This window comes from Streptomyces sp. x-19, from assembly GCF_046549115.1.
Lineage (GTDB): Bacteria > Actinomycetota > Actinomycetes > Streptomycetales > Streptomycetaceae > Streptomyces > Streptomyces albulus_C.
Map to the genome: position 1 here is coordinate 58,501 of NZ_JAJPWK010000018.1, position 21,919 is coordinate 80,419.

Below are 21,919 nucleotides of genomic sequence, written 5' to 3' on the forward strand. Positions count from 1 at the left end.
GGCCCCAGCGCCGGCCTCACATCAGCGACGGCCCCGCCGGCGCGCCCGAGGACTGTGCGGCCCGCTGTAGCGCACTGGCCAGCAGCGCCAGGTCCGTCGGGCCGTTGCCCAGCTCCCGGAGCGGGCGCCGGGCCGGCGGGTCGCCCATCCGTTGCCACTCCAGGGGCACGACGGTCGGCCGCAGGGTGGACGTACGGGGTATCCGGCCGGTCACCCGACCCGCCTGGAACGGCGTGGACGCGCCGTCCTCGGCGCGGTGCAGCCACCCGCGGCCCGGCGGCACCGGCTCGGCGTCGGACGGTGCCGACTCGGCCGGGCCGGCGCGGCCGACGGCCGACGGGATGCGTCCCAACTGGATGCGCAGGGCGGCCCGTTCGGCGGTGGCGGTGCCTTCGGTGCGGTCCGGGTGGCCGGTCGCCGCTATCAGGTGCACGCCCAGCGCCGCGCCGTCCCGGGCCACCGCCTCCAGGGCGCGGACCACGGAACCGGCGGCCGGGCGGCCGGTGCTGCCCAGCGCCGGGGAGACCAGCGCGTCGAAGTCGTCGACCAGGACGAAGAGTCGGGGCATCGGGGCGGAGGTGTGGGTGGGGCCCTGCGTCGGCGCCTGGGACGCCGCCGGGCCGGGCTCGGAGGCTTCCGTGCGGGTGCGGAGGCGCAGGGTGCCCGTGCGGGAGGGGTCCGCGGGTCCGGCCGTGGTGCCGCCGCCCTCTTCCTCATTACGGCAACGATTACGGAGAGTGAATTGTTCCGGCGTTTCGTTACTCGGTGTGAATGAGGTGGGTGGGGTGGGTGGGGTGGAGTTGGCTTGCTGGTGCGGCGCGGCTGCGGAAGCGCGGGCCGTCGCGGGACGCGCACCCGAGGTGGTGGCGGAGGCGCTGGCGGTGCCTGTGATCCCGGTGGTGTTTGAGGGGCCGGAGGGGTTCGGCCCTGTCGCGTTCGCGGTGTGCGGAGCGCGGGCGTTCGCCGTGGCGGCGCCGTGGGTGGCGGTGCTTTCGGCGGAGCGTCGGGGGGCGACGATGCGGGGGGCCGGGAGGTGCTTGGTGCGCCACTCGGAGAAGGGGGTGCCGGCCAGTATTTCGGCGCGCCGCTTCAGCTCGGAGGACAGGGCCTGGGCGAACTCCCGCATCCGCACCGGGTCCGAGGCGGCCAGGTGCGTCGTGACGTGCGGCAGTTCCGTACAGGCCCGCAGGCCGTCGCCGCGCTCGGTGCCGGCGCCGTCCACCAGCACCAGCGACAGCCGGTCCGGGCGGTCCGCGGCGGCCAGCGACGCGGCGAGCGACCGCAGCAGTTCGGTCTTGCCGGTGGCCGGGGCGCCTTCGACGAGCAGGTGGGCGCCGTCGGCCGCGAGGTCGGCGACCACGGGGCCGTGCGGTCCGGCGCCCAGCACCGCGGCGGCGCTGGGACGGTCGGTGTCCTGGGCCGCCGCCCAACGGGCCAGCAGGGACGCGGGGGTGGCGCGGGCCAGCCCCAGCTCGTCCAGCAGGCGCGTCGCGTCCGGCAGCGGCACCGCGGCGCGCGGTGCCGTCGGCCCGCCCGCGCCGGCGCCCGTCTCGGTCTCGCGCAGCGGCGCCAGCGACCGGGCGAACCGTTCGGCCCAGGCGGCGGAGACCGCGTCCACGGTCGCGACCGCGCCGTTCGGCCCCGAGCCGGGTTGGACCACCCGCAGGGCCGTGGCGACGTCGCCGCTGAGCACCGCGACCGCGCCGCACTCGCCGAACGCGGGTGAGGCGACGCGCGCCGCCTCGTACGTCGCGGCCAGCGGGAAGGCGGGGGAGGCGGCCGGGGTCTCCGCCAGGCAGAGCACGTGGATGCCGGCCGCCGGACCGCCCGCCGCGAGCCGTGCGGTGGTCTCGCGCAGCGCCGACGAACCGGGGTCGCCGTCCACGATCAGCAGGGTGTGCGGTCCGTGGTGGCGGGCGGCGGCGGAGGCCACTTCGGCGCGGTCGGCGCTGGGCCAACCGGGGCCCAGGGGGCCGTCGTCCAGGCGTCGCACCAGTTCGGACGTGCGGGCGGTGGCCTGTTCCTTGTCGAAGGCGAGCAGGAGGCGGCAGTCCTGGCCGCGGGTCGGGCGGACGTGCGGCAGCCAGCCCAGCCAGGACCAGTCGGCCACCCGCTCCTCGGTGGCCTGCGCCCGGTCGGTGCCGAGCAGCACGATCTCCAGCGTGCCGGGGGAGTGCAGGGCGGCGAGCTGCGCGGTGACGGACCGGGCGAGGCCGACGAGGCGCCCGCGCGGGCCGGCCAGCCCGAGGGCGCCGGCGCGGCGCAGGTCGACGGTGACCGGTGCGACGGTGCGCCCGCCGTCCCGCTCGGCCGTGCCCAGGCGGACGGTGAGCGCGTCGGGGTGGTCCGGGCCGCGCTCCCAGAGCCGGGGGCCCGGGCCGAGCACGGTGAGCAGGACCGCGGCGGCGTCCGGCCAGCGTTCGTGGTCGGCCGGGCCGGTGGCGGCGGCGGTGGCGGTGGCGGTGGCCGTGGCCGTGGGCGCGGCGACGGCGGTGCTGCGGGCCGGTTCGCCGGCGGGTGCCGGCCCGTCGTCGTCGTACGGGGGGCCGGGCTCGGGGGCGTCCGGGTCCACCACGGGGCGTCCGCCGGCCAGTCGGCGGGCCCAGGCGCCGATGCCGCCGCGCCGGCCGGCCTTGCGGGCCATCGGGTCGACCGGGACCAGGGACTGCTGGCCGCCGTGGGTCTGCCCGTCCATGGGCGCGCCACCGTGGCCGGACACGGGCGCGGGGCTCGTCCCGTAGGCCGCTGCCGGGTGGGTGGGCCCGGTGCCGTACGTGGCGTGGGTCGGGGCGTGCGGCGGCGGGACGGCGCCGGGCGCCGTGGGGTCGGGTGCGGCCGGGGTGTGCGGGGCGGGGCCGGGGGCGGTCTGCTGGTGGGGTGCGGCGGGCGGGAACAGGCCGCCGCCCGCCGGTCCGCCCGGTGCCGGGGCGGGGGAGCCGGGCGGGCCCGGGGGCACGTCGGCGTCGTGTGCGGTGTCGTGTGCGGCGCGGCTGGTGGGGGCGGGGACGCCGCGCAGCGGGGTGCCCCGGCGGCCCGTGCCGGTGGTGGCCGGAGTGGGGGAGTGGCCGGGGCCGGCGTACAGGGCGCCCGAGGTGGTCGCCCCGGTGGCCGTGGCGCCGGGGCCCAGCTGGCCGGGGGCGACGCGGAGGTGGCCCTCGCCGTCGGGGGTGGCGTTCAGGGCCGGGTCCGGGGTGCGCGGCGGGGACTGGAGGCGGAGCGCCGATTCGCCGATGCGCAGCAGGGCGCCGGGCGGCAGGAGGACGGCGCGGTCGCCGAGCTCGGTGCCGTCGACGGCGGTGCCGTTGGTGGAGCGCAGGTCGGCGACGTAGACCGCGCCGTCGGGCTCGACGGTGACGGCGCAGTGCAGGCGGGAGACGTCGGGGTCGTCCAGGGGGACGTCGGCGTCGGCGGAGCGGCCGATGCGGATCTGTCCGCCGTGCAGGAGGTGGACGCCGCCGGCGTCGGGGCCGGAGACGACGCGCAGGCGGGCGGAGCCGTGCGGCAGGCCGTGTGCGGGGGCGGGGCCGGGGCCCTGGAGGGAGAGCACCGCGCCGTCGATCAGGGGCGGCTCGCCGAGGGCGGCGCGCTGGGGGTCGAGGCGTTCGGTGCCGGCGTAGAGGATGACGGGGGCGCTGCTGCCGGTGGTGCCGACGTCCGCGCCGGTGCCCGCCACGGCCGCCGCGAGGGAGCCGGCCACCGTCGCGAGGGCGGTGCCGGCGGGGGCCGTCACGAGGACGTCGCAGGCCCGCGTGGTGGGGCCGCTGCGCGGCCCGAGGACGGTCAGCCGGATCTGCATCGCCGTCAACGGTCCCTTCTGCCGGGAATCCGGCAGGGGCTCGCTCGCTCCCCCACCGCACCCCGGGCACGTCGGCACGGACATGTCCCATGCACGTCGCGACAGTGACCGCGCGCCCCCACCGCGTGCGTGCTGGGATGCATCCTCGCACCTGCCGCTGACAACACGCCCGTCGACCGCCCATTAATGATCTTGATTGGTCGGCGCCCGGCGGAAAACTGCCTGCTTACCCGCATTGAACCGGCCGATTTCGATCATCGGATGCCGAGGAAGCGATCAGTGGCGGACGGCACCCGGACCGCTGAAGCGGGTTCCGGCCGAGTTGACGCGCCCGCCGCCCGCGCCGTGCCCGCCGGGCCGTGCGGCGCCTGCGACCGGGGCAACCAACGGCCCGGAACCGGCGTCTTTCCGAGGAGCCCCGCCCCGTCCGGCGCACCGAGATGTTTGTGCGACGGCACTACAGTGGGGCGGACGGGCCGCGAGCTGACCCAGCGGGCCAGGCAAGGATCCACCACGACCAGGGAGCGCATGACGTGCGGCCGGTAGGCAGCAAGTACCTGCTTGAGGAGCCGCTGGGACGCGGCGCCACGGGCACCGTCTGGCGTGCCCGCCAGAGGGAGACGGCGGGTGCCGAGGCCGCCGTCCCGGGGGAGCCCGGCGAAACGGTCGCGATCAAGGTCCTCAAGGAGGAGCTGGCGTCCGACGCCGACGTGGTGATGCGCTTCCTGCGGGAGCGCTCGGTCCTGCTGCGGCTCACCCACCCCAACATCGTCCGGACCCGCGACCTGGTCGTCGAGGGCGACCTGCTGGCGCTCGTCATGGACCTGGTCGACGGCCCCGACCTGCACCGCTACCTGCGCGACAACGGCCCGTTCAGCGCGGTGGCGGCGGCGCTGCTCACCGCGCAGATCGCCGACGCGCTGGCCGCCAGCCACGCCGACGGCGTCGTCCACCGCGACCTCAAGCCCGCCAACGTCCTGCTCGCCGGCTCGGACGGCAGCGGCGAGATGCACCCGATGCTGACCGACTTCGGCATCGCCCGGCTCGCCGATTCCCCCGGGCTGACCCGGACGCACGAGTTCGTCGGCACCCCCGCCTACGTGGCGCCGGAGTCCGCCGAGGGGCGCCCGCAGACCTCCGCGGTGGACGTCTACGGCGCCGGCATCCTGCTCTACGAGCTGGTCACCGGCCGTCCGCCGTTCGCCGGGGCGACCGCCCTGGAGGTCCTGCACAAGCACCTCGCCGAGGAGCCGCAGCGCCCCGCCTCGGTCCCCGACCCGATGTGGACGGTCATCGAGCGCTGCCTGCGCAAGCGCCCCGAGGAGCGCCCCAGCGCCGAGAACCTCGCCCGCGGGCTGCGCACCGTCGCGGCGGGCGTCGGCGCGCAGGCCACCCCGGAGCAGGCCCAGGCGGCGCTGGGCGTCGCCGTGCTGCTCGCCCCGGACCCGGACCCCGCCACGGTCCCCGGCACCGAGGGCTCCCAGGGGGCAGGTGCCGCGGCGCCCACCCAGGTGCTGCCGACCAACGCGTCCTCCTACGACCCGGGCGCCCCGACCAGCGTGCTGCCGGCCACCGGCGCCGGTGGCCCCGTGGGCCAGGGCCCGGCGCCGACCCGCGCGATGCCGCCGGTGCCCCCGATGCCGATGGGTTCGCCCGCCGGCCCGCCGGAGCCCGAGGGCCCGCACCCGTGGGAGTCCCAGCTGCGGGCCGCCCGCGACCGCAACGACCAGACCCAGGTGCAGTACCTGGACCCGCAGGACGACCCGCTGCGCCGCCGCCCGCAGCGCCGCCCGGGGCCCGCCCCGCAGCAGCAGCCCCAGTACGGCGGCCAGCCGGCCGGCTACGCCGCGCAGCGGCCGCCGGCCCCGCAGCGCCGCCAGGAGCCGCCGCCGCAGCGCTACGAGCCGCCCCCGCCGCCCGCCCGGGAGCCCCGGCCCCCGCGCGAGCCGCGGCAGCGCAGCGCCAACCCGATGCGGATCCCCGGCCTGGGCTGCCTGAAGGGCTGCCTCTTCACGCTGCTGCTGCTGTTCGTGGCGGCCTGGTTGATCTGGGAGTTCACCCCGCTCCAGGAGTGGATCGGGACGACCAAGGGCTTCTTCCAGCAGATCGGCGACGTCTTCACCAGCGTGAAGGACTTCGTACAGAAAGTCGGTGGCTGACGGCCCGTACGGACGGAGCGGTGGCGGCATCGTCGCTTTGTCGACTTCCGGCCGGTGAATTCGCGGACAGAAGTGACGGTTGCCGCTATTGGGGGCACTGAACCCTCTGGCGCCCGCGTAGCTTTGACGCCAACCTCAGCCCCCGCAGGACGCCTCGGGGGCCCGACACGTCGGAGCAGTCTTGGCACGGAAGATCGGCAGCCGGTACACCGCCCACCAGATCCTGGGGCGCGGCAGTGCGGGCACGGTATGGCTGGGCGAGGGTCCCGAAGGGGCCGTGGCCATCAAGCTGTTGCGTGAGGATCTCGCCTCCGACCAGGAGCTCGTCGGCCGCTTCGTGCAGGAGCGGGCGGCGCTGCTGAGCCTGGAGCACCCGCGCGTCGTCGGCGTCCGCGACCTCGTCGTGGACGGCGCCGACCTCGCGCTCGTCATGGACCTGGTCCGCGGGACGGACCTGCGCACCCGTCTGGAGCGCGAGCGGCGGCTCGCCCCGGAGGCCGCCGTGGCCATCGCGGCCGACGTCGCCGACGGCCTTGCGGCCGCGCACGCCGCCCGGATCGTGCACCGCGATGTCAAGCCGGAGAACGTCCTGCTGGACATGCAGGGACCGCTCGGCCCCGGTGGCGCGCACCCCGCGCTGCTCACCGACTTCGGCATCGCGCGCCTGGTGGACTCCGCCCGCCGCACCCTGCCCCAGTCGTCGACCGGGGGCACCACCCTCTCGCTCCGCTCGACCAAGGTCATCGGCACCCCCGACTACCTGGCCCCGGAGATCATCGAAGGGCTCCCGCCACGCGCCTCGGTGGACGTCTACGCGCTGGCCACCGTCCTGTACGAGATGCTCGCCGGCTTCACGCCCTTCGGGGGCGGCCACCCCGGCGCGGTGCTGCGCCGCCACGTCACCGAGAGCGTCGCCCCGCTGCCCGGCATCCCGGACGAGCTGTGGCAACTGCTGCTCCAGTGCCTGGCCAAGGCGCCCGCCTCCCGGCTGCGCGCCCCGGAACTGGCCGCCCGACTGAGGGAGATCCTGCCCGGCCTGGCCGGCATCCCGCCCCTGGACATCGACGAGCCCGGCGACGAGCCGCCGGCGGACGACCCGGAGGGCGGCCCCGCCGGGTCCCGCCAGGAGGCGCACTACCCGACGACGGAGCCGGAGGGCCCGCCGCGCGGCGCGGTCCCCCTCGTCCAGGGAGCCACCCCGGACTCCAGCCGGGAGACGCACACCAGCATGCGGGTGCCCGAGCCGGACGAACTGGCCGGTGGCGCGCACGGCACGGCCCGCGCCCCGCGGGCCGCGGGGGAGCGCCGGGCGGGTTCGGCCCGGCACCGTTCGTCACCGGAGGCGGTGCGTCGCCGTCGTCTGAAGGTGGGCGCGGTGGCCGCCCTGGTCGTCGTGGCCGCCACGATCGGCGGTCTGCTGGCCTCGGGCGGCGGCGAACCGGGCGACGCCCGGCCGGGCGTGCACCAGCCGCACGGAACGCCGTGACCTGGGCCGGACGCCGCCGCGGCGCGGGCGCGGACACCGCGCGCGGGCCCGGCGGCGGGCCCGCGCGGGCCGGCTTCGCCCCGGCCGGCGGGCCGGGGCCGGGGCACATTGTCGGTGGCAGCCGTTAGGCTGGGTGCGTGGCAGTCGTCGATGTATCCGAAGAGCTGAAGTCCCTCTCCTCGACCATGGGGTCGATCGAGGCCGTCCTGGACCTCGACAAGATGAGGGCCGATGTCGCCGTGCTTGAGGAGCAGGCCGCGGCGCCGTCCCTGTGGGACGACCCGGCGAACGCGCAGAAGATCACCAGCAAGCTGTCCTTCCTCCAGGGCCAGCTGCGCCGGGCCGAGGAACTGCGCGGCCGCGTCGACGACCTCGAGGTGCTCTTCGAGCTCGCCGAGGCCGAGGGCGACGAGGAGACCCGCGCCGAGGCCGAGCGCGAGCTGACCGACGTCCGCAGGGCGGTGGACGAGCTGGAGGTCCGCACGCTGCTGTCCGGCGAGTACGACGCCCGTGAGGCCCTGGTGAGCATCCGCGCCGAGGCCGGTGGGGTGGACGCCGCCGACTTCGCCGAGAAGCTCCAGCGGATGTACCTGCGCTGGGCCGAGCGCCACGGTTACAAGACCGAGCTGTACGAGACCTCGTACGCCGAAGAGGCCGGCATCAAGTCGACCACCTTCGCCGTCCAGGTGCCCTACGCCTACGGCACGCTCTCGGTGGAGCAGGGCACGCACCGCCTGGTGCGCATCTCGCCGTTCGACAACCAGGGCCGCCGCCAGACCTCGTTCGCGGGCGTCGAGGTGCTGCCGGTCGTCGAGCAGACCGACCACATCGAGATCGACGAGAGCGACCTGCGGGTGGACGTCTACCGTTCCTCCGGCCCCGGCGGTCAGGGCGTCAACACCACGGACTCCGCGGTCCGCCTGACCCACCTGCCCACCGGCATCGTCGTCTCCTGTCAGAACGAGCGCTCGCAGATCCAGAACAAGGCCTCCGCCATGAACGTCCTCCAGGCGAAGCTGCTGGAGCGGCGCCGCCAGGAGGAGCAGGCCAAGATGGACGCCCTCAAGGGCGACGGCGGCAACTCCTGGGGCAACCAGATGCGTTCGTACGTCCTGCACCCGTACCAGATGGTCAAGGACCTGCGGACGGAGTTCGAGGTCGGCAACCCGCAGGGCGTGCTGGACGGCGACATCGACGGCTTCCTGGAGGCCGGCATCCGCTGGCGCAAGCAGCAGGCGAAGTAACCGCCGACGCAAGCGGACAAAAACCCGCGAAACCTCCCGGCAACTGCCTCCCTCGGGGAGGCAGTTGCCTTTTGTCATGGCGGTTAGGTCACAGTCGTACGTCCATGTATCGCCCAACTCATGGCAATTCAGGCATCAAGCCTTTATTCGGCCTTGACGATGTTCCGAGAACTGGGAAGGCTGAGCGCGGCATGCGTGTGTCATGGGGCGCGTGCAGGAACGGGGAGGCGAACGGTCCGCAGGCGCTGCGCGGCCGTGGTGTGCACAACCCCATCGGTCGTTGCCCCGTGCGGCGGTGCTCCATTGACGAGTTCAGCTACTGGGGGTAGCAGTACATGACGAAGAAGACGCGGCTGCGCGTTGCGCGCATTGCGGCCGGTGCGGTGATCGCGGCCGGTGCGTCGCTTACCGCGGCCGGCGCGGCATCGGCCGCCGAGACCGGACAGGGCCAGGCTGCGGGCAAGGTCTGCAAGCCGTGGGACGTGCTCGAGCTGTTCTGCCACGACACCAGCGGTGGCACCTCCACCGGTGGCGAGTCCACCGGTGGTGACACCACCGGCGGTGAGATCGGCAGCCAGACCGGTGGTGAGTCCACCGGCGGTGAGATCGGCAGCCAGACCGGCGGCGAGTCCACCGGCGGCGAGTCCACCAGCGGCGAGTCCACCAGCGGTCAGTCCACCGGTGGCGAGACCACGGGTGGTGAGACCACCGGCGGTCAGACCACGGGTGGCGAGACCACCGGCGGTCAGACCACGGGTGGCGAGACCACCGGTGGCGACAACTCCGGCGGTCAGACCACGGGTGGTGAGACCACCGGTGGCCACAGCTCCGGTGGTCAGACCACGGGTGGTGAGACCACCGGCGGCCAGAACTCCGGCGGCCAGACCGGTGGCAGCAGCACCGGCGGTCACTCGGGCGGCAGCAGCACCGGCGGTCACTCCGGTGGCAGCAGCACCGGTGGTAGCCACTCCGGCGGCGGCAGCACCGGTGGCGACAGCACCGGTACCGGCACCGACAACGAGGGCTCCAAGCCGATCGAGCAGCCCGGCCAGGGCAAGGAGCAGGTCGTCGACACTCCGGGCCAGGCCAAGCAGCAGGCCAAGGGCGGTCAGCAGCTGGCGGAGACCGGTTCGTCCGGCACCACCTTCCTGCTCATCGGTGCGGCCACGATGATCGCCGGTGGCGTGGGCTTCCGGGTCCTGCCCCGCCTGATCAACAAGAACGGCGGCGGCGCGGCGGCTGCCTGACGCTGGCGCGACGCACGACGAGGGGCCCGGGACGGCATGACCGTCCCGGGCCCCTCGGGCGTACGGCTGAGGCGTGCAAGGATCCGAACACGCTGGGCGGCGGCGCCGTCACGCCATGGCGCCGCGGTCGAGCGCGGGACCGTCACACGGCCTGGTGGAGCAGCGCCGCGACCGCGATCAGCGCGATCAGCAGGGCCGCCAGTACCACGGGATTGAGCTGGCCGAAAATGCCTGCCTGCCGCTGGAGGCGTTCCCTACTGGCCCGGCACACGGGGCAGCGGCCCTCGCTCACAGGGGCCGCGCAGTTGGCGCACACCAATCGGTCGTACGTCATGCGACCTCCTTACTCACTGCACCAACGCACCGGGAAGCGCGTCGGTTCCCTCTACCACTGTGCCAGCTCCGCAGCCGGACGGCGCGCCCCACGGACGGCTACCACTCCCAGACCCCTCCCGTCCGACCGGATCCCGCCGTCCCCTCCGCGCCCGCTCGCCCGGAATTGTGCTCGTTTTGTCCCATAGGCGCCGTGAAGAAACGCACCAACCCCCGTCGGCGACTTCGCCCCCACCCGAGGTTCGCGTATGGTCACGCTCACCGACGGGAGCCGTGATCGGCAACCCGTGCCCCTACCCAGGTCGACCGTGGTGCATCTGTGATCCGATTCGACAACGTCTCCAAGACCTACCCGAAGCAGAACCGCCCCGCCCTCCGGGACGTCTCCCTGGAGATCGAGCGCGGCGAGTTCGTCTTCCTGGTGGGCTCCTCGGGCTCCGGTAAGTCCACCTTCCTGCGACTGCTCCTGCGCGAGGAGCGCGCCAGCCATGGCGCCGTCCACGTACTGGGGAAGGACCTGGCCAAGCTCTCCAACTGGAAGGTGCCGCAGATGCGGCGCCAGGTGGGCACGGTCTTCCAGGACTTCCGACTGCTCCCCAACAAGACGGTGGGACAGAACGTCGCCTTCGCCCTGGAAGTCATCGGCAAGCCGCGCGGCCAGATCCGCAAGACGGTGCCCGAAGTCCTCGAACTCGTCGGCCTCGGCGGCAAGGAGGAACGCATGCCGGGCGAGCTGTCCGGTGGTGAGCAGCAGCGCGTCGCCATCGCGCGGGCCTTCGTCAACCGCCCGTTGCTGCTCATCGCCGACGAGCCCACCGGCAACCTCGACCCGCAGACCTCCGTCGGCATCATGAAGCTGCTGGACCGGATCAACCGCACCGGGACGACGGTGGTCATGGCCACCCATGACCAGCAGATCGTCGACCAGATGCGCAAGCGGGTCATGGAACTCGAGAAGGGCCGGCTCGTACGCGACCAGTCGCGCGGCGTGTACGGCTACCAGCACTGAAAGGACGCCATGCGCGCCCAGTTCGTCCTGTCGGAGATTGGTGTCGGTCTCCGCCGAAATCTCACGATGACCTTCGCCGTCATCGTCTCCGTAGCCCTCTCGCTCGGCCTGTTCGGCGCCTCGCTGCTGATGCGCGACCAGGTGAGCACGATGAAGGGCTACTGGTACGACAAGGTCAACGTCTCCATCTTCTTCTGCAACAAGAACGACGCCGAAACGGCCGCCAACTGCGCCAAGGGCGCGGCGACCGAGCAGCAGAAGAACGACATCCTCGCCGAACTGCACCGGCTGCCGCTGGTGCAGAACGTGGAGCACGAGACCAGCGACCAGGCGTACAAGCACTACAAGGAGCAGTTCGGCGACACCCCCGTGGCCGGTCTGGTGACGCCCGACCAGTTGCCGGAGTCCTTCCGGGTCAAGCTCAAGGACCCGACGAAGTTCGACGTCATCAAGTCGGCGTTCTCCGAGCGGCCCGGCGTCGAGCAGGTGCAGGACCAACGGGACACCGTCGAGCCGTTGTTCCGTCTGCTGGACGGCATGCGGTACGCGGCCCTGGGCGTCATGGGCCTGATGCTGGTCGTGGCGCTGATGCTGATCGTCAACACCGTGCGGGTCTCGGCCTTCAGCCGCCGCCGGGAGACGGGCATCATGCGGCTGGTCGGTGCGTCCAGTTTCTACATCCAGCTGCCGTTCATCATGGAGGCCGCCATCGCCGGCCTCATCGGTGCGGTGTTCGCCTGCGTGCTGCTGGTCGGCGGCAAGTACTTCATGATCAACCAGTGGTTGGCCAAGCAGATCCAGGTGGTCAACTTCATCGGCTGGGACTCGGTCCTGGCGGTGCTGCCGCTGGTCCTGCTCATCGGCCTGTTGATGCCCGCGCTCGCCGCGTTCTTCGCGCTGCGCAAGTACCTCAAGGTGTGAGCTTCGCCAAGGGCGCCGTACGGGCAACTCCCCGTACGGCGCCCTTGCGTCGCCTAGACTCACCGGCATGTCGGGCCCGTGTGCGTACGACCGGCCCCGCCGCATCCGCCGCGGGGCGGCCCTGACGTTGTTCCTCGCCGGGGTGCTCGCCGCGGGCGCGGCCACCGGCACCTGGGACGACCCCGGTGACGTCGCGGAGCCCGCCGCCCGCAGCCGGCCCGCCGGCGGCGCGGTCGCCGGACGGGCCACCGCCGACGGAGCCGCGCGGGCCGCGGCGCGGGCCGCCGCGGACGGCAAGTCCGGTGCCGAGGCCGCCGCCGAGGTCGTCAGCCGCAGCGGCGACCGTTGGTCGACGGTCTACACCCACGGCGAATTCGAGGACTTCCAGGCCCAGTTGGGCGGCGCCTACGTCGGCGTCGGGCTGTGGGTGCGGCAGGACGACGGCGGTGCGATCACGGTCTCCCGGGTCCAGCCCGGTGGCCCCGCCGCCCGCGCCGGCATCGCCGTCGGCGACCGCCTCGACGCCGTCGACGGCCGGCCCGCCCGTGGCCGCCCGGTCACCGAGACCGTGGCCCGGTTGCGCGGCGACGGCCCCCGGGGCTCCGGCGCCGCCGCCGGCACCCCGGTCCGGCTGGACCTGCACAGCGGCGGCCGCAGTCGGAGCGTGACCCTGCACCGCACCCGTCTGCGCACCCCCAACGTCACCGTGGACCGCCCGGCCGGCGCGGACGGGCCGACCCGCATCAAGATCAGCGCGTTCGCCAAGGGCACCGGCGCCGCGGTCCGCCGCGCGGTGCGCGCCGCCGATCCGCGCGACGGGCTGCTGCTGGACCTGCGTGGCAACACCGGTGGCCTGGTCACGGAGGCGGTCGCCACCGCCTCCGTCTTCCTGGACGGCGGGCTGGTCGCCACCTACGACGTGCACGGAAGCCAGCGCGCCCTGTACGCCGAGGGCCCCGGTGACACCCGGATCCCCCTGGTCGTGCTGGTGGACGGGGGCACGATGAGCGCCGCCGAGCTGCTGTCCGGTGCTCTCCAGGACCGTGGCCGGGCGGTCGTGGTGGGGTCGCCGACGTTCGGCAAGGGCTCCATCCAGATGCCCAGCGAGCTGCCGGACGGCTCGGTCGCCGAGCTGACCGTCGGGCACTACCGGACCCCGGCCGGCCGGGCCGTGGACGGTGCCGGGATCACCCCGGACCTGATCGTCGAGGACCATGCGGAAAAACGGGCCCGCACAGTATTGAGTGGCCTCGGCACCGGTGCGTAGTGCGAAAATGGCCGCACTATGGCTACCAAGGGCAAGGGCAAAGAGAAGAACGACGGGCGCAAGCTCGTCGCGCAGCACAAGAAGGCGCGGCACGACTACCACATTCTGGACACCTACGAGTGTGGTCTGGTGTTGACCGGCACCGAGGTGAAGTCGCTGCGTCAGGGCCGGGCGTCGCTGGTGGACGGATTCGTCCAGATCGACCGCGGCGAGGCGTGGCTGCACAACGTGCACATTCCGGAATACGCGCAGGGCACCTGGACGAATCACAGTGCCCGGCGGAAGCGGAAGCTGCTGCTGCACCGCGTGGAGATCGACAAGCTGGAGGCCAAGTCCCAGGACTCGGGTCACACGATCGTGCCGCTGTCGCTGTACTTCAAGGACGGTCGGGCCAAGGTCGAGATCGCGCTGGCCAAGGGCAAGAAGGAGTGGGACAAGCGGCAGACGCTGCGCGAGCAGCAGGACCGCCGCGAGGCGGAGCGGACGATGTCGGCGATCCGGCGCCGGCAGCGGGCCTGAGGCACCGGCGGCCGGAGGGGCGTCCGCGACGGCCGCCGGGAATGTGCTGGCACCCGCGCGTGTTGGTCACGTACGATGGGGACACACCCCGCGAGGGTGTGGCACCACCTTGAAAAGAAAACATGGGGATGATCGGTTTCGACAGCGGATGTCGAAGCAGGGGAAGCGAGTCGAGGAAGCGGCAATGATCTCGTTAACCATATGCCGAAACCAATAATCGCCAACACCAAGCGCGATTCCTTCGCCCTCGCTGCCTAAGTAGCGACCTGCGAAGTGTCAGCCCGGGGCCGTTCCCGTCCCGGATCCTGGCATCAGCTAGGGGACTTCACTTCTGAGCCCGGTCACGGGGTCCAGAAGGACATCTAACAGTGACTGAGCCCGTCGGAGACTTGTCCGCGTGATCTCCGGGGCTGAGAAAATCGAAGCGGACTGCACTCGGAGAAGCCCTGATTCTGCACCGTTGGACGCGGGTTCGATTCCCGCCATCTCCACAATTCCCATGTGAATGACAGCCTCGCTGTTCCGGAAACGGAGCGGCGGGGCTTTCGTTTTGCCTGCCCGGCGCAGGCCACGGACCGGCCCTCAGGACCGCCGGGCCGTGATCGCGGTGGCCGCCGCGGTGATCGCCAGGGCCGCGGCCGCGGCCGGTACCCCGTACCCGGCGGTCGGCGACGGCAGGTGTTCGGCGGCCCAGCCGCCGGCCGCCGAGCCGGTGGCGATGCCGGCCAGCAGCGCGGTCACCGCCAGCGCCATCCCCTCGTTCAACCGGCCCGCCGGGATGCGGGACTGGACCAGGCCCATGCCGGTGACCATCGCCGGAGCGGTGGCGGTGCCGGCCGTCAGCAGGGCGGCGGCGAGCAGCACCGGTGCGCCGCTCGCGGCGGCCGCCAGCGGCAGGGTGAGCAGCGCGGCCATCGCGGCGACGCAGCCCAGGAACCGCCGCCCGGGCCGGGCCGCCGGGGGCAGCAGCCCGAGCAGCAGCCCGGTCGCGCCGGAGCCGGCCGCCTGGAGCGCGAGCAGGCCGCCCGCCGCCGGACGGAAGCCGTGCGCGTCCGCGTAGGCGACGGTGACCACTTCGAGGGAGCCGAACACCGCGCCGGTGGCCAGGAAGGTGAGCAGGAGCGGGGGCAGGCCGCGGGAGCGCAGCGGGGCGGGTGTCCTCCCGGACGAGGGCCGGGCGGGGGTGCGGGCGGGGGCGACGGGGGGTTCGGTGCGGCGCTGGGCCGCGAAGAGCAGGACGCCGGTGAGCAGCAGGGCGGCCGCGACGGCGGTGCCGGCCTCGGGGGCGACGCCGGTGCACAGGAGCGTGGCGAGGACCGGGCCCAGCAGGAAGCACAGTTCGTCGGCGGCCTGCTCGAAGGAGTTGGCGGTGTGCCGGGCGGCCGGGTCGTCGCGGAAGAGGTGCGCCCAGCGGGCGCGGGACATGCCGCCGGTGTTGGGGGTGGTGGCGGTGGCCGCGTAGGAGGCGAACAGGGTCCAGTCCGGGGCGCCGGCGCGGACGCACAGCAGCAGCGAGAACGAGCCGAGGACGGCGAGGGCGGTGGCCGGGACGGCGATCCGGGCCTGGCCGTGGCGGTCGACGAGCCGGGCGGTCCAGGGGCCGACGAGGGCGGTGGCGGCGAGCCCGGTGCCGGTGACCGCGCCGGCCAGCGTGTAGGAGCCGCGGCTGCCGGCGATCATCAACAGGGCGCTGACGCCGAGCATCCCCATCGGGAGCCGGGCCAGGAGACCGGCGGCGGCGAAGGCGCGGGTGCCGGGGACGGCGAAGAGCCGGGCGTAGGGCGAGCGGCGACGGCGGGTCGGGCGGACCGGCGGGGCGGTGACCGGGCGGGCGGCGAGGAAGAGGATCACGCCTGCCACGATCGGGGTGCGGGTCGGGGACCGTCCAACACCTGGTCGGAGCGATTCACGCAGTGCAGTGGTGAGTCCCGGGCGGGGCGTCCGTCGGGCGGGGAGCGGTGTGAGGATGGGGCGGTGCCGTACGACATCGACCCCCGGCTGCTGCGGGCCTTCGCCGCGGTCGCCGAAGAGCTGCACTTCACCCGGGCCGCCGCCCGGCTCTATGTCGCCCAGCAGGCGCTCAGCCGTGATGTCCGGCGGCTGGAGGGGGAGTTGGGGGCCCAGCTGTTCGTCCGGAGCACTCGGCAGGTGGCGCTGACCGCGGAGGGCGAGCGGCTACTGCCGTACGCGCGGCGGGTGTTGGCGGCCCACGAGGAGTTGGCCGCGGCCTTCCGGGCGGAGCCCGCGCGGCCGTTGGTGGTGGACGTGGGGGCTCCGGTCGGGACCGCGCATCGGGTGCTGGCGGAGGCCCGGCGGCGGGTGCCGGAGAGCTGCGAGCTGGTGGCGCGCTTCCACAGCGGGCTGACCGGGGCCGCCGCGGCGTTGGCGGCCGGGCGGCTGGACGTCTCCTTCGGGCGGTTCGCGGGGTTGCCGGCGCCGGCCCGGGCCGGGCTCGACCACGAGCCGGTGCGGTTGGAGCGGATGGCGGTGCTGCTGCGCGCGGACCATCCGCTGGCCGGCGCCGCCGTCGTACCGCTGGGCGGGCTGGCCGGCGAGACCCTCTACGCGGCGGCCGGGAACCCGCACACCGCGGAGTGGACGGACCTGGCGGCGCGGCTCTTCGACGGGCGGGGGATTGCGATGGCGGAGCCGTTCCCGGAGATCGAGGGGGCGGAGGAGTTCGTCCGGGTGGTGCGCAAGCACGGCTGGTCGGTGCTGGCGAGCACGGAGTTCATTGAGGTGCCGGGGATGGTCCTGCGTCCGTTGGTGGATCCGGTGCCGCTGTCGCCGGTGGGGATGGCGTGGCGCAGGGGGTTGCGGCATCCCGGGCTGGACGCCCTGCGCGCCGCCGCCCGGGAAGTGGGCGCCCGGGAGGGCTGGCGCGCGCTCCCGGACGTCGACTGGTGGCTGCCGGCGGCGGACGGTGCGGCGATGGGCGTGGCGACGCGGCCGGCGGCGAGGGACGCCGTGGCGGACGGGGCCGCGCCGGGCGTCTGAGGGCGGCAACTCCCGCCGGGCGCCGGGCGGACGAGGGTGCGCGCACCACCGCGACGTGACCGACGTCTCCTTACCCGGCGCATATCCGTTCCCGGTGCAGGCAACCAACGGCACCGGAATTCCTTCCTTACGGAAAGACATCGTGTGCGAACGATGTGTGCGAACAAGACAAACGGATGGAACAGGGGGGAGTCGTGCAGCGACGTTCCGTGCTCGCGACGACGGTGGCCGCACTCGCCTTGACCGTCACCGCCGGACTGGCTCTGACCGGTTGCGGATCGGGGCGGATGGCGGCCCTGCACGCCAACTGCAAGACCAGGGGCCTGAGCTGGAAGATCACCGTTCTCCAGGCGGCGCCGCACAGCACCCACCGGGAGGCCCGCCTGTCGGGTGTGAACAAGGGCTCGCAGCCGTGCGTCTTCGACGGCTTCCCCTCGTTCGCGGTGCACGTCGGCAAGGGGCCGGAGTCGGACGGCAAGGGGCAGGGCCGCACCATGCCGATAGACCTCGCGCGCGGGGGCATGGTGACCACCAGCCTGCGCTACAAGGACCACGGGCCCGGCATGACGCCCGCGGACTGCCTGGTGAGCAATGACGAGGCGATCGTGGGCGCGCCCCGCGACCGGCACCAGAAGGCCATAAAGGTCCGGGACGAGAAGGGCAAGAAGACCCGGATGAACGTCTGCGAGTCGACGATCTGGATGGCGCCGCCGGCCGAACGGACCGGCTGACGCCGAACGCACCGGCCCGGTCGGCCTGCGCCGCGTCGTCGGCCGGGTCGTCCGCCGGGCGCGGGTCAGTCGCCCTCGCCGGCCGGTGCGGACGTCCGGGCGGCGGGCGCCGGGACGGCGTCGTGTGCGGGGTGGGCCGGTAGCGCCCGTAACCAGAACTCGGCGGCCAGCGTCGGGTCCAGCGGCCGCAGCGCACCGGTGTCCGGTTGCAGGGAGGTCAGGACCGGACGCAGCACGTCCGGGCGGATCAGGCCCAGGGCGGCCAGCCGGGAGTCCTCACACAGTGCCGCCAGCGCCCGGCGGTTGCGGCGCAGCCCGGCGTGCAGCTCCGCGCTGTGGGCGCGCCGGCCGCCGCGGCCCAGCACCGGTCCGGGCACGGTGCCGCGCATCGCCGCGGCCAGCACCGGTTTTCCGCCGCCGCCCGGCACCCGGTCGGCGAGCCGGACCGCCAACGCCGCTTCGATCACCGCGTCGTCCAGGAACGGCGCCTCGTAGGCCACCCCGTGCACCGAGGTCAGCGCGTCGATGCCGCGGACCCGCTCGCCGGCCCGGACCGCGGCGGCGGCCAGTTCATGCTGGGCGCGCAACGGGTCGAAGGGCGCGGGCGCCGCGGCGGCGGCCTCCCGCAGCAGCCGGCGGACCGTGGCGAGGGCGTCCGGGTGCGCCCAGGGCGGCATCGCCGCCAGCTCCTCCCAGTCCGCCCGGCCGGGCCGGCGGCGCGCGCCGGGGACGATCCGGTCGGCGCCGGCGGCCAGCCACCGGGGGTAGCTGCGGCCGCCGAGCAGGATGCGCACGGTGGCCGGCAGCGTCCAGGGGGCGAGCCGGCGGGCCCGGCGGGCCAGTCGTGCGGCGGCGCGGAGGTCGCCGCGGGCCAGCGAGTTCAACGCCATCGGCCGGAGTGCGAACAACTCGTCGCCGCCGACGCCGGCCAGGTGCATCCGGGACCCGAACTTCGCGACCAGCCGCGCCTGGTGGACCAGCCGGGCCGCTTCCCGGACGGCGACCAGCGGCCCGGCGGGGTCGGTGTGGTCGGGCTCGGCGGGCGGGGTGTACCAGGTGGGGGCGTCGGTGTAGGGGAGGGCGAGGTGGCGGCCGCCGTGGCGGACCCGGCTGAGGCGGTAGGCGCTGTGCGCGCTCCACAGGGGGTCGTCGTCGGCCGGGTCGCGGCCCTCCCAGGCGGTGGTGACCAGTTCGGTCGTGTCGCGGGCGGCCAGGAAGCACACGCTGGTGGAGTCCAGGCCGCCGGAGAGGTCGGCGCTGAGGGTGGCCCGGCGCGTCCGGGCGTGCACGGCAGCGCCGAGGGCCTCCCGTACGCCCTCGGCGGCGTCCGGCAGCGGCACGTCCGGTTGCGGCGGGTGCCACCAGCGGACCTCGCGGTACTGGCCGGTCGGGTCGTGGGCGGCGCAGTGGCCGGGGGGTACGGCGTGCACCGCGTGCCAGGGGGTGCGCAGCGCGAGCGGCAGTGGGGCGCCGGGCGCGAGCAACCGGGTGGCGAGCGCCTCCTCGTCGAGCGCCCCGGTCCGAGGGGCGCAGGACAGTCCGGCGTCGGCCGCGGCGCGGGCCAGCGCGGCCAGGTCCTGCGGGCGGTTGCCCAGCACCGTGCGGCCGCCGAGGTCGGTGCGGTGCAGCCGGCGGACCGCGGAGAGGCTGCCCCGGGCGCGGATCTCGCCGCCCGTGCAGGCCAACAGGAAGAAGCTGCCGGGCAGTTCGTGGCGCAGCCCGGTGAGGTCGTCGAGGTCGCGCAGCCGGCGCAGCAGCCGGGTCAGGGCGTCCGTGGTGGCCGAGGTGGTGCCGAGCAGCACCGCGCAGCGCGGGCCGACGCGCGCGGTGACCAGTTCCTCGCGCCGCCAGTGCCCGACGATCCAGGGGCGGCCGGAGAGGTGGTGGACGGTGCGGGTGGCCCGGGTCCGGGGCAGGCAGGCGGCGAGCCGGTCGGTGACGGGGTGGTCGGGGAACACCAGGAAATCCACGGGGGGTTACCGCTCCTTGGCCTCGGGCGTGCGGGCCGGTGCCGCCGCGTGGCGGTGCCGGTGCGGGGTGGTGGGGTGGCGGGTGGACGGGCACGGGGCCGGTCGGTCGGGGGCGACCGACCGGACCGGCCCTCGGTGCGTGCCGGGGCGGGGAGGCGCCCGGCCGGGGGATCGCGCGGCGGGTGGGGGACGCGTCAGGAGCCGTACGGTCCGCCGGTGATCCGCTGTGGTGTTCGGTGCATCGCATCCCTTCCTTCCGGTGTCCGGGGTGCCCGGCATCCCTGCGGGGGTGGGTGTGGCGCCCTGGCAGGGGCGAACGGCCGCCGCCGGGCGGGAGGCGCCTCCGCGTCGGCGACGGAGCGTGGTGGGCTGGTCACTCCGTGCGTCGGATAAACAGGCTGGCAGTGTCCGCGGCACGTGCCATTACCCCGTTCGGGTGAACGCGGGGGCGCGTGGTGCATCGCGGCGCACCTCCTGTGCCGCGTACGCCGCGTGTGTGCCGCGGTGGCTCACTGCGTGCATCCGTGGTGCGTGAGCGCAAGGTTTCGCGCTGGTCACGTGCGGCCACAGGGCGGTAATCCGTCGTCCCTAGCGTCGGGACGGACCCGGTCTGGGGGACCGGAGCGACCCTTGGGAGGCGCGATGACCGAGACCGCGACGGAGGCCACCGGCACCGGGACGGCGGGTGGCCGGGTGCGGAAGGGGCGGCGCTGGATCGAGCGCTGGGACCCGGAGGACGAGGTGTTCTGGCGGGAGTCCGGGGCGCGGATCGCCCGGCGCAATCTGGTCTTCTCCGTGATGACCGAGCACATCGGCTTCTCGGTGTGGAGCCTGTGGTCGGTGCTGGTGCTGTTCATGGGCCCGGAGTACGGGATCGACCCGGCCGGGAAGTTCTTCCTCGTCGCCGTGCCGACGCTGGTGGGGGCGGTGCTGCGGGTGCCGTACACGTTCGCCGTGGCGCGGTTCGGCGGGCGCAACTGGACGGTGTTCAGCGCCCTGTTGCTGGTGGTGCCGGCGGTCGCGGCGGCGGTGGTGATGCGGCCGGGGACGTCGTACGGGACGTTCTTGGCGGTGGCCGCGCTGGCCGGGGTCGGCGGCGGCAACTTTGCCTCGTCCATGACCAACATCAACTCCTTCTACCCGCTGCGGAGGAAAGGCTGGGCGCTGGGGCTGAACGCCGGCGGCGGCAACCTGGGGGTGCCGGTGGTCCAGTTGCTGGGGCTGCTGGTCATCGGGACGGCCGGGGCCGCGCACCCGCGGCTGCTGCTCGCCGGCTACCTGCCGCTGATCGTGCTCGCGGCGCTGCTGGCCGCGCTGCGCATGGACAACCTCGCGCCGGTCGCCAACGACACCGGGGCGGCCGTGGCGGCGGCCCGGGAGCGGCACACCTGGCTGATGGCGTTGCTCTACGTCGGGACCTTCGGGTCGTTCATCGGCTACAGCTTCGCCTTCGGGCTCGTCCTCCAGGGCCAGTTCGCGCGCACGCCCCTCCAGGCGGCGTCGTTGACCTTCGTCGGGCCGCTGCTGGGCTCGCTGGCCCGGCCGCTCGGCGGCTGGCTGGCGGACCGGTGCGGCGGGGCGCGGATCACCCTGGCGAACTTCGCGGCGATGGGCCTGGCCACCTCGGTGGTGCTGGTCGCCTCGGTGGTGCGCTCGCTGCCGCTGTTCCTCGTCGGCTTCACCGCGCTGTTCCTGCTGACCGGCCTCGGCAACGGCGCCACCTACAAGATGATCCCGGGCATCTTCCTGGCCCGTGCGCGGCGCCGCGGGCTGACCGGCGAGGCGGCCGCGGCGGCCGGGCGCCGGCTCTCGGGGGCCGCGATGGGGCTGATCGGCGCGGTGGGGGCACTCGGCGGCCTGGGCATCAACCTGGCCTTCCGGGAGGCGTTCGCGGCCACCGGCTCCGGGGTGCCGGCGTTCGCCGCGTTCCTGGCGTTCTACGGGGTGTGCGGGGCGGTGACCTGGGCGGCGTACCTGCGCCGCCCGGAACCCGGGCCGACCGCCGCGGATCCGGCCGGGACGACGGTCCGTCCGGCGTACGCCGACGTCTGAAAACCGTGCCCCAGCAGGCGCGTCCGTAACAGGCGGGAAATACTGGCGCACCGGGTCTGTCATGTGCCGTTGGCAGGCTCGACACCTTGGCCGCGCCATCCGGTGCCGCCGGATCCGCGGCGGTACCAGGGCGTACGACGGACGGGAGCGCCGGCGGCACCGGCAAGGCGCGGCGCAGCAAACCACTC

Annotated in this window: 15 protein-coding genes and 1 other RNA gene; 12 read left to right on the forward strand and 4 right to left on the reverse strand. The window is 74.4% G+C overall.

The window, feature by feature from the left end:
• Positions 1-16 precede the first annotated feature (16 nt).
• Positions 17-3,796 (reverse strand): FtsK/SpoIIIE domain-containing protein, encoded by a 3,780-nt coding sequence (locus ACLJT4_RS30580; protein WP_411127375.1) that lies wholly within the window; start codon positions 3,794-3,796, stop codon positions 17-19.
• Positions 3,797-4,329: 533 nt separating this feature from the next.
• Here ACLJT4_RS30580 and ACLJT4_RS30585 point away from each other — a divergent pair.
• From ACLJT4_RS30585 to ACLJT4_RS30600, 4 genes are all read left to right on the forward strand, one after another.
• Positions 4,330-5,955 carry a protein kinase domain-containing protein gene (locus ACLJT4_RS30585; protein ID WP_411127213.1) on the forward strand — a complete coding sequence of 542 codons (1,626 nt, stop codon included), beginning with the start codon at positions 4,330-4,332 and terminating at the stop codon, positions 5,953-5,955.
• 181 nt (positions 5,956-6,136) lie between these two features.
• Positions 6,137-7,441 carry a serine/threonine-protein kinase gene (locus tag ACLJT4_RS30590; RefSeq protein ID WP_411127215.1) on the forward strand — a complete coding sequence of 435 codons (1,305 nt, stop codon included), beginning with the start codon at positions 6,137-6,139 and terminating at the stop codon, positions 7,439-7,441.
• 137 nt (positions 7,442-7,578) lie between these two features.
• A complete protein-coding gene (gene prfB / locus ACLJT4_RS30595; protein WP_016572295.1) occupies positions 7,579-8,685 on the forward strand; it encodes a peptide chain release factor 2 in 1,107 nt (368 codons plus the stop codon).
• Positions 8,686-9,020: 335 nt separating this feature from the next.
• Positions 9,021-9,932 (forward strand): hypothetical protein, encoded by a 912-nt coding sequence (locus ACLJT4_RS30600; RefSeq protein WP_411127220.1) that lies wholly within the window; start codon positions 9,021-9,023, stop codon positions 9,930-9,932.
• Between the two features lie 142 nt (positions 9,933-10,074).
• Here ACLJT4_RS30600 and ACLJT4_RS30605 read toward each other — a convergent pair whose 3' ends face one another.
• On the reverse strand, positions 10,075-10,266 hold the full coding sequence (locus ACLJT4_RS30605; protein ID WP_016572293.1) for a hypothetical protein: 192 nt from the start codon (positions 10,264-10,266) through the stop codon (positions 10,075-10,077).
• 318 nt (positions 10,267-10,584) lie between these two features.
• Here ACLJT4_RS30605 and ftsE point away from each other — a divergent pair, with 318 nt between their 5' ends.
• The 5 genes from ftsE (at position 10,585) to ssrA (ending at position 14,475) form a co-directional block, all read left to right on the forward strand.
• Positions 10,585-11,274: a cell division ATP-binding protein FtsE gene (gene ftsE, locus ACLJT4_RS30610; RefSeq protein WP_016572292.1), complete on the forward strand. Its 690-nt coding sequence runs from the start codon at positions 10,585-10,587 to the stop codon at positions 11,272-11,274.
• A 9-nt stretch (positions 11,275-11,283) separates the two neighbouring features.
• A complete protein-coding gene (gene ftsX, locus ACLJT4_RS30615; protein ID WP_016572291.1) occupies positions 11,284-12,195 on the forward strand; it encodes a permease-like cell division protein FtsX in 912 nt (303 codons plus the stop codon).
• Positions 12,196-12,262: 67 nt separating this feature from the next.
• Positions 12,263-13,462, forward strand: a complete 1,200-nt coding sequence (locus ACLJT4_RS30620) for a S41 family peptidase (protein WP_411127223.1) — start codon at positions 12,263-12,265, stop codon at positions 13,460-13,462.
• 18 nt (positions 13,463-13,480) lie between these two features.
• Complete coding sequence (smpB, locus tag ACLJT4_RS30625) at positions 13,481-13,981, forward strand: SsrA-binding protein SmpB (protein WP_016572289.1); 501 nt, start codon at positions 13,481-13,483, stop codon at positions 13,979-13,981.
• A gap of 124 nt (positions 13,982-14,105) precedes the next feature.
• Positions 14,106-14,475, forward strand: a transfer-messenger RNA (tmRNA) gene (gene ssrA / locus ACLJT4_RS30630).
• 88 nt (positions 14,476-14,563) lie between these two features.
• Here the strand turns inward: ssrA and ACLJT4_RS30635 are convergent.
• The gene (locus tag ACLJT4_RS30635; protein ID WP_411127225.1) at positions 14,564-15,832 is read right to left on the reverse strand and encodes an MFS transporter; all 1,269 of its coding nucleotides are present in this window, start codon (positions 15,830-15,832) and stop codon (positions 14,564-14,566) included.
• Positions 15,833-15,955: 123 nt separating this feature from the next.
• Here ACLJT4_RS30635 and ACLJT4_RS30640 point away from each other — a divergent pair, with 123 nt between their 5' ends.
• Together ACLJT4_RS30640 and ACLJT4_RS30645 are read left to right on the forward strand one after the other, a co-directional pair.
• Entirely contained in the window at positions 15,956-16,978 is a 1,023-nt protein-coding gene (locus ACLJT4_RS30640) for a LysR family transcriptional regulator (RefSeq protein ID WP_411127227.1), read from the forward strand.
• A gap of 194 nt (positions 16,979-17,172) precedes the next feature.
• Positions 17,173-17,709, forward strand: a complete 537-nt coding sequence (locus tag ACLJT4_RS30645) for a DUF4232 domain-containing protein (RefSeq protein ID WP_411127229.1) — start codon at positions 17,173-17,175, stop codon at positions 17,707-17,709.
• A gap of 65 nt (positions 17,710-17,774) precedes the next feature.
• On the opposite strand, the gene ACLJT4_RS30650 is transcribed toward ACLJT4_RS30645, so the two are convergent.
• Positions 17,775-19,679 carry an asparagine synthase-related protein gene (locus ACLJT4_RS30650; RefSeq protein ID WP_411127231.1) on the reverse strand — a complete coding sequence of 635 codons (1,905 nt, stop codon included), beginning with the start codon at positions 19,677-19,679 and terminating at the stop codon, positions 17,775-17,777.
• A 642-nt stretch (positions 19,680-20,321) separates the two neighbouring features.
• On the opposite strand from ACLJT4_RS30650, the gene ACLJT4_RS30655 reads away from it, so the two are divergent.
• The gene (locus ACLJT4_RS30655; protein ID WP_411127233.1) at positions 20,322-21,731 is read left to right on the forward strand and encodes an MFS transporter; all 1,410 of its coding nucleotides are present in this window, start codon (positions 20,322-20,324) and stop codon (positions 21,729-21,731) included.
• Positions 21,732-21,919 lie beyond the last annotated feature (188 nt).

What these genes read in the sequence shown, in the direction of transcription:
- ACLJT4_RS30580 (WP_411127375.1), bottom strand. Translation starts at nt 3,796, where the DNA reads ATGCAGATCCGGCTGACCGTCCTCGGGCCGCGCAGCGGCCCCACCACG.
- ACLJT4_RS30600 (WP_411127220.1), top strand. Translation starts at nt 9,021, where the DNA reads ATGACGAAGAAGACGCGGCTGCGCGTTGCGCGCATTGCGGCCGGTGCG.
- ACLJT4_RS30605 (WP_016572293.1), bottom strand. Translation starts at nt 10,266, where the DNA reads ATGACGTACGACCGATTGGTGTGCGCCAACTGCGCGGCCCCTGTGAGC.
- ftsX (WP_016572291.1), top strand. Translation starts at nt 11,284, where the DNA reads ATGCGCGCCCAGTTCGTCCTGTCGGAGATTGGTGTCGGTCTCCGCCGA.
- ACLJT4_RS30620 (WP_411127223.1), top strand. Translation starts at nt 12,263, where the DNA reads ATGTCGGGCCCGTGTGCGTACGACCGGCCCCGCCGCATCCGCCGCGGG.
- smpB (WP_016572289.1), top strand. Translation starts at nt 13,481, where the DNA reads ATGGCTACCAAGGGCAAGGGCAAAGAGAAGAACGACGGGCGCAAGCTC.
- ACLJT4_RS30655 (WP_411127233.1), top strand. Translation starts at nt 20,322, where the DNA reads ATGACCGAGACCGCGACGGAGGCCACCGGCACCGGGACGGCGGGTGGC.